Genomic DNA, 16,550 nt, shown 5'->3' on the forward strand with positions numbered 1-16,550 from the left:
CCGTACGACAGATCGACTACTTGGAACCGACCGTGATGCCGCGCCAGTTGAGGAATCCCTCACGGTTCTGGAAATCCGAGGAAACGTCAGACGACTTCGCCCAGGTGACCGGCTGCGCGAAGAGCGGGATACTCGAACCGTTCAGGAATCCGGCAGTGGACGCCGCACGAGCGACCTCCGGGTATTCCGGTGCATCGATCGGCGTCGCCCGCAACTTCGCGAGTGCCGCCTGGAATTCGGGGGACGAATACGGCGAACTCAAGTTGAGCACCCCACCGACGTCGTAGTGCTCGGTGAGCGTCTGTGCCTGCGAATTCCGGCCGACGTAGCCATAGGTGGAGAACGCCTGAGTCTTCCCGAAGTAGCCCTTCGACCAGTTCGGATTCTTGTTGATGGTGACCTTCACGCCGATTGCGGCCAGTTGTGACTGAATCAGCTCAGACTGGGAATCAGCCGAATACGGTGACGCGTCCAGCGTCACTTCCAGGCCGTCTGGGTGACCGGCCTCGGCGAGAAGAGATTTAGCCCGCGCCGGGTCGAACTTGTACACACCCTCGATCGCATCGGCAAAGAGCGGATGCCCCTCGGGGACGAGTTGATTAGCGACTTCACCCTCACCGAGAGTGACCTTGTCGACGAACTCCTGCGAGTTGACTGCCAGACGGAATGCTTCGACGACGCGAGGATCGTCGAACGGTGCAATGTTTCGATTGACGCTCAGGAACTGAACTGCCCAGTTTTTCGTGATGTCCTGAACCAGATCGAGATTGGCAGCGCGAGCAGCCTGAATCTGCGTGACGTCGACTGTGACGAAGTTGTAGACCCCAGTCTGTACTGCCGAGACGAGGCTCGCAGCGTCGTTACCGAAGTGGATCTCGATCCGATCGATGTGGATATTGTCTGCGTCCCAGTAGTTCTGGAACTTCTCGAGAGTGATGTGCGACTCCGGGACAAGCTCGACCACCTTGAAGGGCCCGGCTCCGACGGGGTTACGCGTGTTGAGTGCATCGACGTCCTTCTCGGCAGCTACCTGGCTCGTGATGAGACCGGCACGAATGCTGAAGAGGTACGGAATCTGGTAGTCGACGCTCTTGAGGTTGACCGTGAAATTGAGTTCGTCGTCGACGACGACGTCCTTGATGTTGCTGTACGACCCGGCAAGCGCCGAGTTCTTCTGCGTGATTGCTCGATTTATGTAGTACGCCACCGCTTCTGCGTTGACAGGGCTGTCATCCTGAAAGGTCAATCCGGGACGCAGCGTGAATGTGACTGCTGTGCCGTCGGCGTTGTATTCCCAACTCTCCGCGAGCGCGGGGGCCGGCTTGCCGTTCTCGTCCTGAATGAGAAGCGGTTCGTAAATCGGAGTCAGGTTGACAGTGGCACCGGTTGCGCCGGTGACGATCGGGTCCCAGTTTCCGGGAGCAACGCCGGCCTGACCCCACTTGACGACAGCACCGCCGGACGTGGATCCACCAGCTGATGAGCAGCCGGCCAGCACCAGTATGGAGGCCGTGGCGAGTCCCACGAGAGCCGTGAGACGGCGGGAGAATTTCATCGGTGAACTTTCTTCGTAAGGTCCGGCAAGAGTGGATTGTTCAGATAATCGCGGAGAGCGCCGCGGAGGTACCGGGCAACGGGGCAGGGCTGATTCCTTCACGCTCGGCCCGGGTGTAGCGGTTTTCGACGAACGGGATCCCGAGGTTTCCACGTAATGTGTTGTGTTCGTATTCTTCTCGGACGACTCCTCGCTCCCGAAGAATCGGCAGCACCTCGTCGAGGAAGCGCCGGAATTGCGCGGGATGACCGATGTGGATGTTGATTCCGTCGAGGGCGTGTCCGTCCAGCCAGCGCTGCAGTTCGTTCGCAACGGTTTCGGCGCTGCCCGTGAACGGCGACACCTTCGGCTCGTTCAGCAGTTCAACCGTTTGCCTCAAAGTGAGTCCACGATCCACGGCGAGTTCGGTGATCTTCTTCGCCTGGGTGTAGAAACTCCGCTCCGCGTATTGCAGTGCTTCACGAGGGAAGGGTGCGTCGAGGTCGTATCGGCCGAAATCGTGCCAACCGAACGGACGACCCAACTCACGTAGCGATCTTCCGAAGTCATTGTCTGCGAGTTGAGTTGCGCGTTCGATCTCGCGAGCATCAGCATCGGTATCGCCGACCGTGACGGTTACGCCAGGCAAGACCACGATATCCTCGGGTGAGCGTCCATACGCCGCAGCCCTGGATTTGATATCGGAATAGAAGGCCACTCCCGCCTCGAAATTGGGTGCATGAGTGAATATTCCGTCACCGATGCGGGCGCCGAGGTCACGTCCCTGATCGGAATCTCCGGCCTGGAACACCACCGGCTGCCCCTGGCGTGAGCGTTCGAGGTTCAGCGGGCCTGTTACCGAGAAGTACTCGCCCCGATGATCGAGGGTGTGCAACTTGCTGGGGTCAAGGAAGGTTCGAGACTCCTTGTCACGCGGGAAGGCGTTGTCCTCGTACGAGTCCCACAGAGCCTTCACAACCTCGACATGTTCGAGGGCGCGTCCGTAGCGAGTGGCGTAGTCGTAGTGCTCGTCAAGTCCGTAGTTTCCGGCAGTTCCGCCGTCTCCACTGGTGACCACGTTCCAGCCTGCACGACCCCGGCTGATCAGATCCAGAGATCCGAGTCGTCTGGCGAGGTTGAATGGCTGGTTGAACGAGGTGGTCAGGGTTCCGACCAGTCCGATATGTTCGGTGGCAACTGCGAGCGCCGACAGCAATGTCAGCGGTTCGAGGCGGTTGAGGTAGTGGGGCGGCGAGTCAGGGGTGATGAATTGGCTGTCGACGATGAATACGAGGTCGAACTTCGCCTCTTCCGCCAACCGCGCGTAGCGGATGTACCAATCGATGTCGACACTCGCATCTCCGGGAATCTCCGGATCCAACCACGTGTACGGATGTCCCGGCCCACCTGTCGGGGTAAGGACTGCACCCAACTTCAATTGCCGTCTGGTCATGTTCTCGCTCCTTCGCCGAAAAGGCATCTGCCTCTGTACGTCGAGTTGAAGTGTATGGAGCAAACAGACGCGTGCAGAGTATTAAATTCTCGATGTTCAAAACATATTTTGTATGTTGCACAACACAATCGAACAAAACTTGGTCAGTCGAAGAACTCTCGAGACGATTCCGCGACAGCACCGGCAACCACGTCGGCCAGTTTCCCGATCAGTCCGTCGTCATCGGGCAACTGAGTAGCCGACAGACGCAGAAGCTGTTGTGCGGGAGCTTGAACGAACGAACGCGAACCGGCTCCTACCGAAATGCCTTGCCTCGCCAGCGCGACGAGAGATGCAGTTTCGTCCGAAACTCTCACCCACACAACCAAACTGTGTGGACCGGCGAAGGCCTCGATGCCCCGGTCGGTGAGCGCTTTCACCAGTGTTGCGCGCCTGGCTGCGTACCGCTCATGCGCTGTCGACACCACACGTTCGGCGTCGGCACTGGTGATCAAGTGCGCGAGAGTGTTCTGCAGAATTCGACTGTTCGATCCGACTCCGTGACTTCGGACCGTCATCGCCCGTTCGATCAGTTCACGCGATCCGCCGAGGACCGAGGTCCGCACATCGATCCCGTATGCCTTGCAGTAGCTACGAATTCGCACGACCCGATGCGGCAGGCGACCACCGAGCGATGGCGGTTGTTCGGGTTCGAGCGGCCCTATCGAATCATCCTCGACAACCCAGACTTTCGGATGGCGCCCCAGCACCTCGGCGAGTTCGTAGATACGCTCCGTGCTGACCTCATGGTCGACCGCGAACGGCGCCCCAGGCTGGAACACGAAGGCCACAGCGCCGGCGGCCAAGGCCGCATCAAGAGCATCGGGCCGGGGACCGTGATGATCTGCGGCTACCCCGATAGCGTCGAGGCCCAAGTCGCGAAGTGTGTCGAGAACGCCAGGCCCGAGGGGCTCGTCGACGGCGACAATCGATCCTGGCGGGGCTGCTGCCTCTACTGCCAGCAACAACGCCTCGGTGCCGCCACCGGCGGTGGCCCAGGCCTCCGGCTCGAACGGCCAGTTCTGTGCGACAGCATCTCTCAGGCGTTCTGTCATGAGCTCACGCCCGAAGACATTCAAGGTCTCGGCGTCCAGGCTCGACAACAACGCTTCGGACAGCGACGGCTGCAGCGCTAGATCCGGCGCGTTCTGCGCCAGATCGACGCCTCGCCAATCGGGTATTCCGCGTTCGGGCACGCTGTCGCGTGGTGGGAGTACAACAGTGCCTCCGCGGCGGCGGGTCTGCACAAACCCTTGCTCCTGCAGCCGCCCCCAGGCGTTGACGATTGCGCCGACGCTGAAGTCGCTCGACTGTGCAAGTGCGCGAACGGTGGGCAGGCGGTCGCCAGGGCGCAGGTCACCGGACCGAATGAGGTCCGCGACTGCATCGGCCAGGTCCGCGGCCCGGCCACCGGTCCGCTCGACCAGCCATTGCGGGTCGATAATCTCCGATTCCAATGCCGCTGACATCCATAACCTTTCGTTTGATCACCGTCCGAGCGTTCGGACGGACGATTACTGCGCGAGAGCCCTGGCCTGGTCACGCAGGATGATGTCAGGGGCGTCTGGCAGGCGAAGACGCTCGAGGAACTGGACGATCTCGGCGGCCACCGACCGGTGAGACACGTCGTTGAGAATGTCGTGCCGACCGTCTCGGACAAGAACCACCCGGGCATCACACAACGACGAGCTCAGCCCCACCACATCCAGTGCGGGACTCAGTACGTCAGCCTCCCCGTGAAGGACCAGAACCGGAACATCCACTAGACCAAGAGTTTCCGCGGTGGCAACCGGCGACTTCTGCCCCAGCGATCCTGGTTCCAGCGCGTCGGCCGTCGAGAGAACTCCTCTATGCACCGGGCAGGCTGAACGGATGTCGAGTTCGCCATCCCAATCGTGTACGAGCCCTTCGGCGTCGGCAACGAGAAGGCCCGCTACCACCACCCCTGCGACCACCGGGTTGGCACTGGCGACGGTGAGTGCCTCCAGGGCGCCGCTGTCCGACCCGATCACCGTGAGCGGGAGATCAGGCTGAGCGTCGGCAATGACACGGACCACTGCAGCAGAGTCGTTCTCCACCACAGCGACGCGATAACCGTCGAACGCGATCCGGCGGGCGAACCTGCGATACACGTCTGCCCGCTCGCCGCGACCGCCGATCACGATCACGGAACCTCGAGCTGTCGCTTCAGGTTTCAGCCAGTCGATTTCCACTGATTACCTCATTCGGAATGGTTGTTCACAGATGACAGAGTCACTCTGACTCACGATCCGAATGCGAACAAGACTAAGGCTCACCCCGAACAAAACCGGTGCATTCCTTCCCCTCTTCGTGTTTTGTTCCGAACATATTTGTTTTGTGATTCGCCAACGGCACGATCAACGAAGGGACAGACATACCGATGTCCGAGACCACAGGGTTCGCAACCCGGCAGGTCCGCTCTGGTTACCAACCCGGAACTGCGCAGAACACCGCGATTCCCCCGATCTACCAATCGGTTGCCTACGACTTCGGCAGCTTCGAGCAGGCACGGGACATCTTCTCGCTACGTCGCTCGGGAAACCTGTACAGCCGCACCGGGAACCCAACCCAGGCGGTGTTCGAGAAGCGTCTCGCCGACCTCGACGACGGAGTCGCAGCGCTGGCAACAGGGTCCGGGCAATCTGCCGTCGCTGTTGCACTCCTGACCCTCGCCAAGTCGGGACAGCACATCGTTGCCGCGCGGCAGTTGTACGGCGGAACAGTCGATCTCCTCACCGATACCTTCGCCGACTTCGGGATCGACGTCACCCTCGTCGATCAGGACGATCTCGAAGCCTGGCGCAGCGCCGCTCGCCCCGAGACCCGAGCCTTCTTCGCCGAGACGATAGGTAATCCCGTCGCCTCCGTTCTCGACGTCTCGGCCGTGGCAGACATCGCACACGACGCCGGCGTTCCGCTGATCGTCGACAACACGATCGCAACGCCGTACTTGCTTCGTCCGAAGGACTTCGGCGCTGACATCGCCGTGTACTCGGCCACCAAATTCATCGGCGGGCACGGCACCTCCCTCGGCGGTGTCATCGTGGACCTCGGCACCTTCGACTTCGGCGCGGAGCCCGAGCGATGGACCCAGTTCACCGAGCCGTACCCCCGAATCGGCGATCTGGTCCTCTGGGAGGAGTTCGGTCGCGACCGCAGCGCCTACCTCGTCTACGCAAAAACAAAGATCATCCATGACCTGGGGCCATCTCTGTCCCCGTTCAATTCTTTCCAGCTGCTCCAAGGTTTGGAAACGCTCGACCTGCGTCTGGATCGGCAAGTCGGTTCAGCTCAGAAAATCGCACAGTTTCTCGACGCACATCCCTCGGTCGCCCGAGTCAACTACCCCGGACTTCCGGAAAACAAGTGGCACAACGCCGCCCAGCGATACCTGCCTCGCGGTGCAGGCTCGGTCTTCTCCTTCGATCTCGACGTAGAGGACTCGAAGATCGCGAAGTTCGTCGACTCGCTGCAACTGTTTGCCATCGTTGCCAACATCGGAGACGCTCGTTCGCTGGTCGTCCATCCCGCCACCACCACCCACAGCCACCTCAGCGACACGCAACTGAAACAGGCCGGATTCGGTTACAGCACAATCCGATTGTCGATCGGCCTGGAGAACGTCGACGATCTCGTCGATGATCTGCGGGCATCACTCGACGCCATCTGAGAAGGAATGACATGCACTTCGGCTACTGGACCCCCATCTACGGCGGCTTCCTACGAAACCTCGGCGACGAGCAGATGCCCGCAACGTGGGAGTACGTCAAGAAACTCTCGCAGCTCGCCGACCGCCTCGGTTATCACACCACCCTCGTGCCCGAGCTTTATCTCAACGATCGCAAGGGAATCGAAGCTCCCAGCCTCGAGGCGTGGTCACTCACGTCCGCAATTCTTGCTGTCACAGAACAACTTCGGGTCATGACAGCGGTGCGGCCGGGATTCCACCTGCCTGCGGTGACGGCGAAGGAATCCGCGACGATCACCGACATCGCCGGAACAACCGATCGCGGAGACGCAAGGTTCGCACTCAATGTCGTTGCAGCCTGGTGGGAAGAAGAAGCACGTCAGTACGGCGGCGCCTTCACTCGCCATGACGATCGGTACCGCCAAGCCACTGAGTTCGTCGACATTCTCCGCGGACTGTGGGAGCACACGCCCTTCAGCTATCAGGGCGATCACTTCGCAGTACGTGATTCCATCCTCTCCCCCAAACCCGGAATTCGTCCGCCGATCTTCGCGGGCGGCGAGAGCGAGAGCGGCCGAGAATCCATCGCTACCTTCTCCGACTCGTATGTCCTGCACGGCGGGACCGTCGATGAGGTCCGCACAAAGATCGCGGACATGAACGCCAGATCACAGCGAATCCACCAGCGGGACATGGCCGAATTCGGTATGTCTACCTACATCATCGTCCGCGACACCGAGGCCGAGGCACGCGCCGAACTCGAGCGCATCACCACCGTCGACCCGAATTCCCCGGGGTACGCGTCCTTCGAAGAGTTCGTCGCGAATTCCGAACTCGACGTCGAACTGTCCAGGCGCGAGTATTCAGTCGGTACCCGCGGACTACGCCCGGACCTCGTCGGTACCCCGGAACAAGTTGCCGAGAAAATTCGCGCGTACCAAGACGCCGGCCTGACGCTTCTGCTGATCCAAACTTCCCCCGCTCACGAGGAACTCGAGCGCATAGCCACCCAGGTCTTCCCGCTGGTCCCCGAGCTGAAGCAGTCCATATCCGTCTGATCGAAGGAACGCGGAAGGGCGCCTACTCGCAGTGTGCGAGTAGGCGCCCTTCACACCTTTGCCAGGCGGTTCGTCAGCGCGGCGACGGCCCCGTGACCAACGGCAGATCAGGATTACCCGCCCACGCCGTCATGGACCCGTCGTAGACACCGACGTCCTCACGGCCGGCCAAGGCAAGAGCGTGCGCAACTCCGGTGGCCGCGATGCCGCCTCCGCAATAGGTGACGACCTTCTTGGTCGTGTCGAGAAGTCCGGCCGCATCGAACAGGGCTAGCAACTCCTCGACCGGGCGAAGCTCGCCGGTCTCCTGGTTGCGCACCTCGAAAACCGGGAGATTCACGCTGCCCGGGATGTGGCCGCGACGCGCGTACGTGCTGGTTTCGCCGCGGTAGGTGGCGGGATCGAGCACGTTGACCAGGATGGTCTCCGGGTCGTCGAGTGCTGCAGCCACGTCCTCGGTCGAGCGCAGCAACTCCGGCCTGCGGACGCCGGTGAACGTGCGAGCTGTCGGGGTGGACTCGGCGTCCGTCACGGGCAGTCCGGCAGCCTGCCACGCACGCAACCCACCGTCGAGAACCGCGACCGAGTCGAAGCCCTCGAGGCGCAGGTGCCACCAGAGTCTGGTCGCCCAGAATCCGTCGTGCTGGTCGTAAATCACCACAATTGCACCGTCACCGATACCCAAGGCACCGGCTGCCGCGGCAAATCGTTCCGAGTTCGGGACGGTCCACGCCTCGGTACTGTCCGGATCGGCAAAGTCGGTCAACAGGTCCGCGAACAGCGCACCCTCGATGTGTGCGGCTCGGTACGACTCACCGCCGGACTCGGGGGTGTACGGACCGTCCGTGGGGACCGGCAGATGCGTGGTTGCATCCACGACGACAAGATTCTGATCGGCGACGTGACTCTTCAGCCACGCGACATCGACGAGGGCAGGCAGGCTTTTGGTAGTCATCAGTTCCTCAGAGTAAAGAATTGGTCAACTTCCTTTCTCACGCTAACCAATCTGACGACACACGACAACGAGATGCTCGCTACTGACATAAACCCTTGACAGAGACACCGGCGATTACGCCGGCACACGTGTACTAAGCCATCGTCTGACCCATGTCGATGACAATCTTCGTCCCGGTGACGGCGCGGGAGAGATCAGCCGCGAGGTAGACGACCGCGTTGGAGATGTCCTCGACCGTCGTGCGCGGGACGGAGGTGAGGGGCCACTTGTAAGAATTCATGTACTCCGGATACGCCATGAGTACCTTGCCGACGTTGGGGTCGTTACCCATCTCGGTCTCGACTGCCCCCGGATGAATGCTGTTGACTCGAATGTCGAAGCTGCCCAATTCCGTTGCCGCAGTGCGGGCCAAACCGACGAGCCCGTGCTTGGCCGCCGAGTAGTGCGCACAACCGGGCGCTTCGGCGACGCCGGCAGCGCTGCTGACAAGCACGATGGAACCACCGTTGCCCGCCTCGATCATTGCGGGAACCGCAGCCGCCATCGTGCGCCACACACCATTGAGATTGATGTCGACCAACGTCGACCACTGCTCTTCCGGCATCTCCCAGAAACGATTCCACGTTGCGATGCCCGCGTTGGCGATCACTACGTCGAGGCGACCGAACTTTTCGACGCCGGACGCCACTGCCGCGCGCAGCGCCTCGAGGTTGCGCACATCCGCTACCGCGGTCACGATCTCGCGTCCCTCAGCTCGAACGAGGCGGGCCGTTTCTTCAAGGTCGGCTTCAGTTGCAGCTGCGTAGCCCACGTCCTCGGACACCGACGCGCACACGTCGACGGCAATGACGTCGGCGCCTTCCTGCGCGAGCCGGATCGCATGGTTGCGCCCCTGGCCCCGCGCTGCGCCGGTGATGAAGACGACCTTGCCTGCCAACAGTTGTGTCATTCCACGGACGGTAATGCGACTGTGATCAGGCAAGGTCGTCTACTCCCGGACAACGGGAGCGAAAGAGGAAGCCAAGACGACGTCCACCGCACCGCACCCACTTCCGAACACCGGGACTGACGTTTGAATGTGTCCTGCATCACCGCCACTGTTGTCACTGAGTGGCGGGATACCCCCTGCCTCCGACGCAGTTGAGGACACCAAAGTCGTGAATGGAACGGTCACAACCTCCCAGGTCAGGCGAGCTACTCGGGAATCCATGTTGGCTCGCGTGACGTCGATTGTCGATGCATACACCTCACCGCACGAGCGACTCAATCTCGAAGAACTGGCACTGCGAACCGGGTTGCCACGATCGACCACCCACCGGATTCTCCTCGAGATGGTGGAACTCGATTGGCTGATGAGGCACGAACGTGCATACCGTCTCGGACCTCGGGCACTGGGGACAGTCGGACCCGAAGTCGCGCAAGCTCATGTGCGGATTGCAGCCAACGACATCATTCGCGAGCTCTACCTGCGCACCGGCATGGTGATTCATCTCGGAGTCCTCCACGGTGGACACGAGTACTTTCTGGACAAGATGGGTGGACCACTCGCCACCGCGTTGCGCTCACGCGTCGGTGCACGATTTCCCGCGCACCGCGGCGCGGGTGGGCGCTCCATGCTTGCCTTGCTTTCCCCGGAAGAAGTCGATCCGATGATCGAGAGAAACCTTGCGGCTGTGCCGTCTGCCGACCCTTGGGAATTGGATGCCCTGCACGCCGAACTTGCACGCATTCGCACGTCGCACGGCATCGCGTATCAATCGACCGGGAGAGTCGCGGGGTTCGGTTCCGGAAGAATCTCCAGCTTGGGTTGCGCGATAAGAACTCCCGACGGCGCAGTGGTGTCACTGTGTGTCGCGGGCGAGGCCGAGAAAGTTCATCTCGACCGAGTGACGCCACTGGTCAGAAAAGCCGCCGACGACCTCGCTGCCGCGGTCTGACCTGCCCTATCTCGATAGCCGAGATGCAGCGACTGTCCATCCACAGCCTTTGGCTTACTGATTCGAGTACGGCGCCCATTACCGAAGAGGACGAGAGGAATCACCGTGGACGAATTCGAAGGCAAAGTTGCACTGATCACCGGAGCAGCCCGAGGCCAAGGACGTTCTCACGCAGTATCTCTTGCCGAACGAGGCGCCGACATCGTCATTCTCGATCGGTGCGAAAACCGTGAGACCGTCACGTATCCGATGGCAACAGTCGAGGACCTGGACGAAACCGCACGGCTGATCGAGAAGACCGGACGCCGCGCGCTGATCGTACGGGCCGATGTGGTCGATCGAGCAGCGATGGACAGCGCAGTAGCGCAAGGAATCGCAGAATTCGGGCGTATCGACATCGCGGTCGCCAACGCCGGAGTGTCTGCAATGGGTGCCGTTCAAGGAACCTCGACAGCGCTGTGGGACGAAACCATCGGAAGCAATCTCACCGGAGTGTTCAATACCATCGGCGCCGTAGCGCCAGGGATGATCGAACGCGGATACGGCAGGATCATCACCATCTCGTCGATGCTCGGCCGCCAAGGTGCGACCAACACCGCGGCCTACGTCGCGTCCAAGTGGGGCGTCATCGGGCTGAGCAAGAGTTCTGCGCTCGATCTCGCGCAGCACGGAATCACCGTCAATGTTGTTGCGCCAGGAAATATCAGCACTCCCATGATCCACAACGAGAATCTCTATCGTCACATGCGTCCCGATCTGGAATCCCCCACCGCCGACGACGTGGAACCCATCTTCCGGTCACTGCACAGCCAGCCCGTCGCCTGGCTCGATCCATTCGAGATCAGCCGCGCCGTCCTCTTCTTCGCTGCCGAGGGCAGTGCCCACATCACCGGCACGGTCATGCCGGTCGACGCCGGTAACGCTGCCCGCGTCAGCGGCTGACCCGCATCCACTCGAACAGCATTCGATCGAAGGAACCTTCTCATGGCGACATCAGTACCCAACTCCGACGACGCAGTCCGCGAGATCGAGGCCAAGGACGCCCCCACCCGGTTTGCTCGCGGCTGGCACTGCCTCGGCCTCTCTCGTGAATTCAACGACGGAAAACCTCACTCGATCACCGCTTTCGGCACCAAACTGGTCGTCTTTGCCGGAGAGAGCGGGGATCTGAAGGTACTGGACGCCTATTGCCGTCACATGGGTGGAGACCTGTCTCAGGGCGAGGTCAAGGGCGATTCTGTGGCGTGCCCGTTCCACGACTGGCGTTGGGGCGGCAACGGCAAATGCACGGGCATCCCGTACGCCCGCCGGGTACCGCCGCTAGCCCGAACACGCTCCTGGCCGACGCTCGATCAGGACGGAATGTTGTTCGTCTACAACGATCCCGAAGGAAAACCGCCGCCGCCCGAGGTCGCGCCGCCGCGTATTCTCGGGGCGACATCCGACGAGTGGACGGATTGGAAGGGCTTCAAGCAGACAATTGTTCAAACCAACTGCCGCGAACTGATCGACAACAACGTCGACATGGCACACTTCTTCTACATTCACGGTTCGTTCCCGACGTATTTCAAGAATGTCTTCGAAGGCCATGTTTCCGCGCAGTACATGAACGGGATGAGCCGGGAGGATATTCGTCCACCCGCCAAGGACGGTCAACCACAACTTCTCGGAAATAGTTCGGCAGCAGCCTATTACGGTCCGTCGTTCATGATCGACGAGTTGACCTACCATTACGACAAGTTCGATCTGGAGTCGATTCTGCTCAACTGCCACTACCCGATCGACGAGAACAGTTTCGTGCTGACGTACGGCGTGATCGTCAAGAAATCCGAACATCTTGATGCCGCAGCGGCTGAACAGATGGCCGAAAACATGGGCACGTTCATCACCAGAGGTTTCGAGCAAGACATCGAAATCTGGAGAAACAAAGCGCGCATCGACAATCCGCTTCTCTGCGAGCAGGACGGGCCGGTGTACCAGCTTCGCCGTTGGTACGAACAGTTCTACGTCGATGCCGCCGACGTCACGAATGACATGACCGACCGATTCGAATACGAACTCGACACTTCTCGCCCCGTCGAGTCGTGGCGGCAAGAGGTTGCCGACAACATGGCAGCGCGTCAGTGAGCAAGTCTGTTCAGATCACTTGCGGGACATGCTCGGCCGAGGTAGTGGTGAAGAAGTTCAGTTGGCACCACACCACGGTGCAGTGGAACGCGGCGACGGCGTCGAACTGCACCGAACTCGGTGCCCCTTCCGTCGGGGCGCACGACATCGCCGCGATGCGCAGTTGCCCACGGCTACGGGACGCGATCAATGTGGCAGCGGTCGAGGGAAAATTCGGCAACCTTGACTGATACCTTCGGCACGGCACAGTGAGGAATTGGACATGAGCAGTTCGGCCACCGCGATTACAAACCTGTTGTACACCTACGCCGAGAATATCGACGCAGGCCGCCTCGAAGACGCCGCGACATTGTTCCGGCACGCGACGATACGTACTCGCGGCGGCACAGTACTCGACGAGGCGGGCCTGCTGAACCTGTGGCGTACCAATGTCAAGATCTACGACGACGGCACTCCGCGCACAAAACATGTCATCACGAATCCCATTATCGAGATCGACGATGACGCCGGGCGTGCGACCTGCCGTTCCTATTACACTGTGCTTCAGGCAACTTCGGCACTGCCGCTCCAGGTCATCGCCGCCGGGCGGTACCACGACGAGTTCGAGCGCGCCGGCGAGACATGGCGTTTTGCGTCTCGCGACTACTCACTACTGGACTTGGTCGGAGATTTCAGTAGCCACCTCCTGATGGATCCAAGCCCGGCACCGGAGAACTGACCTTCAGTCGACGATCACGACATGAAGATTTCGTGGTCCGTGAACACCTTCGACGCGCTCGAGTTCGATGTCGGAGGTTGCCGACGGCCCACTGATCATGGTGGTGGGCCGCTCGGGGGTCAGCTTTGCCATCGCCTCCGGCACACCCACTTCCACGCCCCCGCGATGTACGACGCAGATGTGGGTGTCGGGAACCAGAGTCAACGCACGACGTCCCTGATCCGGGCCGGCATCGAGAAAGATGGTGCCGGTCTCGGCGCACGACACCCTGGACCCGGTAACCACCGCGTCCAGCCGTTCGAGCTCGGGCGCAGGCACTTCGGAGCTGTCGACCACCAGTTCGCCGCCGAAACCGGCAAGCCAGGAACGGTCAAGGCCGACCGGTATGCCCACGGTTTTCACATCGTTCGCGACACAGATATCGTTGATCGTCTCCGCGATATCCGTTGCGCTGCACTGATAGACATGTGCCTTGTAGTCCACCAGACGATCGACAAGAAGCTCGATGCGCTCGGAATCGGGCAAAGATCTGCCGGTGCGGTAATGACGCGGGATTTCGGCATCGCGAGCCGGAGCAAGTGTGATCGCGTCGCGGATGCGTCCTAACACCAAGTCACGTGAACTCATTTGCCTGCCTTCCCTTCGCGACGAGCCTCGTCCAATGCCGCTCGGCCTTCGTCGGAATCCCACCAGGATCGGAAGGTCTGCTTGGGTGGTGCCGGGATGTCTCTGGCCGCGGTCCAACCGTTCAGAGGTGGTGGAAGCGTCGAAATCTTGCCCTTCTTGCCGGCCACGATGCGGCCCAGTCCAGCAGCCTTCTGCGCGGCAGTCCAGCGCGTCGACGTGGACATCGCGAACGACGCCGCCTTCATCGCTACCGATTCAGCCGTCACACCAGCTTGTTCCACCTTCTGATGCCTCAATTCGACAAGCAGCGAAGGAATGTCAATTTTCACCGGGCACGCGTCGAAGCACGCGCCACACAGACTCGAGGCAAAGGGAAGCGTCGAGTTGGGGTCGTCCTTGCCGTGCATCCCGGCCAGTTGCGGTGTCAGCACCGCACCGATCGGTCCCGGATACGTTGATCCGTAGGCGTGTCCACCGGTGCGCTCGTAGACAGGACACACGTTGAGGCAAGCCGAGCACCGAATGCAGTTGAGTGCCTCGCGGCCGATCTTGTCGGCCAACGCCGCGGTACGGCCGTTGTCGAGCAGAACCAGGTGAAACTCCTGGGGGCCGTCACCGGGCGTGACGCCGGTCCACATCGAGGTATAGGGGTTCATCCGCTCACCCGTCGAGGATCGCGGGAGGAGCTGGAGGAAAACCTCGAGATCCTGATACGTCGGCAGGATCTTCTCGATGCCCATCACGGTGATCAGAGTTTTCGGCAGTGTCAGGCACATGCGTCCATTGCCCTCGGACTCCACAACGGTAAGCGTGCCGGTATCCGCGATCCCGAAGTTTGCACCCGAAATAGCCACCGGGGTGGTCATGAACTTGTGGCGCAGGAACTTTCGTGCAGCGCCGGCAAGATCGGCCGGATTGTCCCCGAGATTCGGGTCCACATCGGGCATCTCACGCAGGAAGATCTCCCGAATCTCGGATCGATTGCGATGGATCGCGGGAACCAGAATGTGCGACGGTTTGTCGTGGCCGAGTTGGACGATCAATTCCGCAAGATCGGTCTCGTACGCCAGAATGCCCTGGGTTTCGAGGTGCTCGTTGAGACCGATCTCCTGCGTTGCCATCGACTTGACCTTGATGACCTCGTCGGAACCGGTGGCTTTGACAAGCTCGGTCACAATCGCGTTGGCCTCGTTGGCGTCTGCTGCCCAGTGAACGTGTCCGCCGCGAGCGATGACCGCGGCTTCGAATTTTTCGAGCAATTCAGGCAATCGTGCCATGACGTCGGTTTTGATCGCAGATCCGGCGTCGCGTAGCTCTTCCCAGTCCGGGAGCTCACCGGTGACATGGAGACGCTTGGCGCGAATGGTGTGTGTGGCTTTGCCGATATTTCGACGCAGTTGCGCGTTTGCCAGCTCGTGATGCGCTGCGACGGGAAACTTTTCGGTTCCGCGCAGAAATCCCGCACCTTCGGGTGACCGCGGGGGGAAGCTGGGCAGGCCCAGCGTCACGGCGCTCACGCGTGCACCCGGCTTTCCACCGATGCCAGGATCTCCGCGAGGTGAATGGTCTTGGCGCCCATCTGCAGTCGCGACATTCCGCCACCGATATGCATCAGGCAGGACGAGTCACCGGCGCTGCAGAACTCGGCGCCGGTATCGGCTACATGGCGAATCTTGTCGGCCAGCATGGCCGTCGACGTCTCCGCGTTCTTGATGGCAAAGGTGCCGCCGAACCCGCAGCAGGAATCTGCTTCGGGGAGTTCCACCAGATCGATGTCGCGAACGTTGCGCAGCAACTGCAGCGGCTTGTCGCCTACTCGCAGCATGCGCAGGGAGTGACAGGTCGGGTGATAAGTGACCCGGTGCGGGAAGTACGCGCCCACATCGGTGACATCGAGGACGTCGACCAGAAATTCGGAGAGTTCGTACGTCTTGGCCTTCACCGTCTGCACCTGCCCACACAGCGACGCGGTGCCGTAGCGCTCGGCAACAACCTCGTGCTGATGCCGGACCGATCCCACACACGATCCCGACGGCGCAACCACAGCGTCGATCGACGTGTCACCGAACGTATCGGCGTAGTTCGCGACCAACGGCAACGCCCCCGGCTGGTAGCCGGTGTTGACGTGCATCTGCCCGCAGCATGTCTGTCCGGGCGGAAACACGACGTCGTGCCCAAGACGGGTGAGCAGGAGGGCGGTGGCCTTGGCCGCATCAGGAAACATCGTGTCTCCGATACAGGTGGCGAACAGCGCTACTCGCATGTGATCTCCGCAATCTTTCGGTGTGGTCAGACCACAGTAAAGCACGGTCAGCGCCTCAAGGAACCCGAATACCCCGAAACAACAAGAAATCCACACAACACTCGATTGTGAGCCGGGTCATGGTGTACGT

General features: G+C 61.0%; 16 protein-coding genes. 7 read left to right on the forward strand and 9 right to left on the reverse strand.

The annotated features are described in order from the left end of the window. Positions 1-16: 16 nt before the first annotated feature. From FFI94_RS27500 to FFI94_RS27515, 4 genes are all read right to left on the reverse strand, one after another. Complete coding sequence (locus FFI94_RS27500; protein ID WP_138870606.1) at positions 17-1,555, reverse strand: ABC transporter substrate-binding protein; 1,539 nt, start codon at positions 1,553-1,555, stop codon at positions 17-19. Positions 1,556-1,595: 40 nt separating this feature from the next. Next, entirely contained in the window at positions 1,596-2,987 is a 1,392-nt protein-coding gene (locus tag FFI94_RS27505) for an NtaA/DmoA family FMN-dependent monooxygenase (protein ID WP_138870607.1), read from the reverse strand. 143 nt (positions 2,988-3,130) lie between these two features. Further along, positions 3,131-4,495 carry an aminotransferase class I/II-fold pyridoxal phosphate-dependent enzyme gene (locus FFI94_RS27510; protein WP_138870608.1) on the reverse strand — a complete coding sequence of 455 codons (1,365 nt, stop codon included), beginning with the start codon at positions 4,493-4,495 and terminating at the stop codon, positions 3,131-3,133. Between the two features lie 45 nt (positions 4,496-4,540). Next, positions 4,541-5,239: an alpha/beta hydrolase gene (locus FFI94_RS27515; RefSeq protein WP_138870609.1), complete on the reverse strand. Its 699-nt coding sequence runs from the start codon at positions 5,237-5,239 to the stop codon at positions 4,541-4,543. A 188-nt stretch (positions 5,240-5,427) separates the two neighbouring features. Between FFI94_RS27515 and FFI94_RS27520 the strand changes: the two genes are divergently transcribed. Both FFI94_RS27520 and FFI94_RS27525 read left to right on the forward strand, forming a co-directional pair. Next, entirely contained in the window at positions 5,428-6,717 is a 1,290-nt protein-coding gene (locus tag FFI94_RS27520; RefSeq protein ID WP_138870610.1) for an O-acetylhomoserine aminocarboxypropyltransferase/cysteine synthase family protein, read from the forward strand. A gap of 11 nt (positions 6,718-6,728) precedes the next feature. Then, a complete protein-coding gene (locus FFI94_RS27525; RefSeq protein WP_138870611.1) occupies positions 6,729-7,793 on the forward strand; it encodes an LLM class flavin-dependent oxidoreductase in 1,065 nt (354 codons plus the stop codon). Positions 7,794-7,866: 73 nt separating this feature from the next. On the opposite strand, the gene FFI94_RS27530 is transcribed toward FFI94_RS27525, so the two are convergent. Both FFI94_RS27530 and FFI94_RS27535 read right to left on the reverse strand, forming a co-directional pair. Beyond that, positions 7,867-8,748 carry a sulfurtransferase gene (locus FFI94_RS27530; RefSeq protein ID WP_138870612.1) on the reverse strand — a complete coding sequence of 294 codons (882 nt, stop codon included), beginning with the start codon at positions 8,746-8,748 and terminating at the stop codon, positions 7,867-7,869. Between the two features lie 133 nt (positions 8,749-8,881). Next, positions 8,882-9,697, reverse strand: coding sequence for a mycofactocin-coupled SDR family oxidoreductase (locus FFI94_RS27535; RefSeq protein WP_138870613.1), 816 nt, complete (start codon positions 9,695-9,697; stop codon positions 8,882-8,884). A gap of 208 nt (positions 9,698-9,905) precedes the next feature. On the opposite strand from FFI94_RS27535, the gene FFI94_RS27540 reads away from it, so the two are divergent. The 5 genes from FFI94_RS27540 to FFI94_RS27560 all read left to right on the forward strand — a co-directional run bounded on the left by FFI94_RS27540 (position 9,906) and on the right by FFI94_RS27560 (position 13,530). Then, entirely contained in the window at positions 9,906-10,685 is a 780-nt protein-coding gene (locus FFI94_RS27540) for an IclR family transcriptional regulator (protein WP_185993332.1), read from the forward strand. A gap of 105 nt (positions 10,686-10,790) precedes the next feature. Beyond that, entirely contained in the window at positions 10,791-11,627 is an 837-nt protein-coding gene (locus tag FFI94_RS27545; protein ID WP_138870615.1) for a mycofactocin-coupled SDR family oxidoreductase, read from the forward strand. A 42-nt stretch (positions 11,628-11,669) separates the two neighbouring features. Further along, positions 11,670-12,812, forward strand: a complete 1,143-nt coding sequence (locus FFI94_RS27550; RefSeq protein WP_138870616.1) for a Rieske 2Fe-2S domain-containing protein — start codon at positions 11,670-11,672, stop codon at positions 12,810-12,812. Further along, positions 12,809-13,042 (forward strand): hypothetical protein, encoded by a 234-nt coding sequence (locus tag FFI94_RS27555; RefSeq protein WP_144298300.1) that lies wholly within the window; start codon positions 12,809-12,811, stop codon positions 13,040-13,042. The genes FFI94_RS27550 and FFI94_RS27555 overlap by 4 nt, the downstream gene beginning before the upstream one ends. A 32-nt stretch (positions 13,043-13,074) precedes the next feature. After that, positions 13,075-13,530, forward strand: coding sequence for a nuclear transport factor 2 family protein (locus tag FFI94_RS27560; RefSeq protein WP_138870618.1), 456 nt, complete (start codon positions 13,075-13,077; stop codon positions 13,528-13,530). Between the two features lie 3 nt (positions 13,531-13,533). Here the strand turns inward: FFI94_RS27560 and FFI94_RS27565 are convergent, their stop codons facing one another. The 3 genes from FFI94_RS27565 to FFI94_RS27575 are packed head-to-tail and all read right to left on the reverse strand — an operon-like array spanning position 13,534 to position 16,420. Continuing rightward, positions 13,534-14,157 (reverse strand): LUD domain-containing protein, encoded by a 624-nt coding sequence (locus FFI94_RS27565; RefSeq protein WP_138870619.1) that lies wholly within the window; start codon positions 14,155-14,157, stop codon positions 13,534-13,536. Continuing rightward, positions 14,154-15,674 (reverse strand): LutB/LldF family L-lactate oxidation iron-sulfur protein, encoded by a 1,521-nt coding sequence (locus FFI94_RS27570; RefSeq protein WP_138870620.1) that lies wholly within the window; start codon positions 15,672-15,674, stop codon positions 14,154-14,156. Before FFI94_RS27570 ends, FFI94_RS27565 begins: the two co-directional genes overlap by 4 nt. Continuing rightward, positions 15,671-16,420 carry a (Fe-S)-binding protein gene (locus tag FFI94_RS27575; RefSeq protein ID WP_138870621.1) on the reverse strand — a complete coding sequence of 250 codons (750 nt, stop codon included), beginning with the start codon at positions 16,418-16,420 and terminating at the stop codon, positions 15,671-15,673. Before FFI94_RS27575 ends, FFI94_RS27570 begins: the two co-directional genes overlap by 4 nt. Positions 16,421-16,550: the final 130 nt, after the last annotated feature.

It is taken from the genome of Rhodococcus sp. KBS0724 (assembly GCF_005938745.2).
GTDB lineage: Bacteria > Actinomycetota > Actinomycetes > Mycobacteriales > Mycobacteriaceae > Rhodococcus_F.

What these genes read in the sequence shown, in the direction of transcription:
- FFI94_RS27500 (WP_138870606.1), bottom strand. Translation starts at nt 1,555, where the DNA reads ATGAAATTCTCCCGCCGTCTCACGGCTCTCGTGGGACTCGCCACGGCC.
- FFI94_RS27505 (WP_138870607.1), bottom strand. Translation starts at nt 2,987, where the DNA reads ATGACCAGACGGCAATTGAAGTTGGGTGCAGTCCTTACCCCGACAGGT.
- FFI94_RS27510 (WP_138870608.1), bottom strand. Translation starts at nt 4,495, where the DNA reads ATGTCAGCGGCATTGGAATCGGAGATTATCGACCCGCAATGGCTGGTC.
- FFI94_RS27520 (WP_138870610.1), top strand. Translation starts at nt 5,428, where the DNA reads ATGTCCGAGACCACAGGGTTCGCAACCCGGCAGGTCCGCTCTGGTTAC.
- FFI94_RS27525 (WP_138870611.1), top strand. Translation starts at nt 6,729, where the DNA reads ATGCACTTCGGCTACTGGACCCCCATCTACGGCGGCTTCCTACGAAAC.
- FFI94_RS27530 (WP_138870612.1), bottom strand. Translation starts at nt 8,748, where the DNA reads ATGACTACCAAAAGCCTGCCTGCCCTCGTCGATGTCGCGTGGCTGAAG.
- FFI94_RS27535 (WP_138870613.1), bottom strand. Translation starts at nt 9,697, where the DNA reads ATGACACAACTGTTGGCAGGCAAGGTCGTCTTCATCACCGGCGCAGCG.
- FFI94_RS27550 (WP_138870616.1), top strand. Translation starts at nt 11,670, where the DNA reads ATGGCGACATCAGTACCCAACTCCGACGACGCAGTCCGCGAGATCGAG.
- FFI94_RS27560 (WP_138870618.1), top strand. Translation starts at nt 13,075, where the DNA reads ATGAGCAGTTCGGCCACCGCGATTACAAACCTGTTGTACACCTACGCC.
- FFI94_RS27565 (WP_138870619.1), bottom strand. Translation starts at nt 14,157, where the DNA reads ATGAGTTCACGTGACTTGGTGTTAGGACGCATCCGCGACGCGATCACA.
- FFI94_RS27575 (WP_138870621.1), bottom strand. Translation starts at nt 16,420, where the DNA reads ATGCGAGTAGCGCTGTTCGCCACCTGTATCGGAGACACGATGTTTCCT.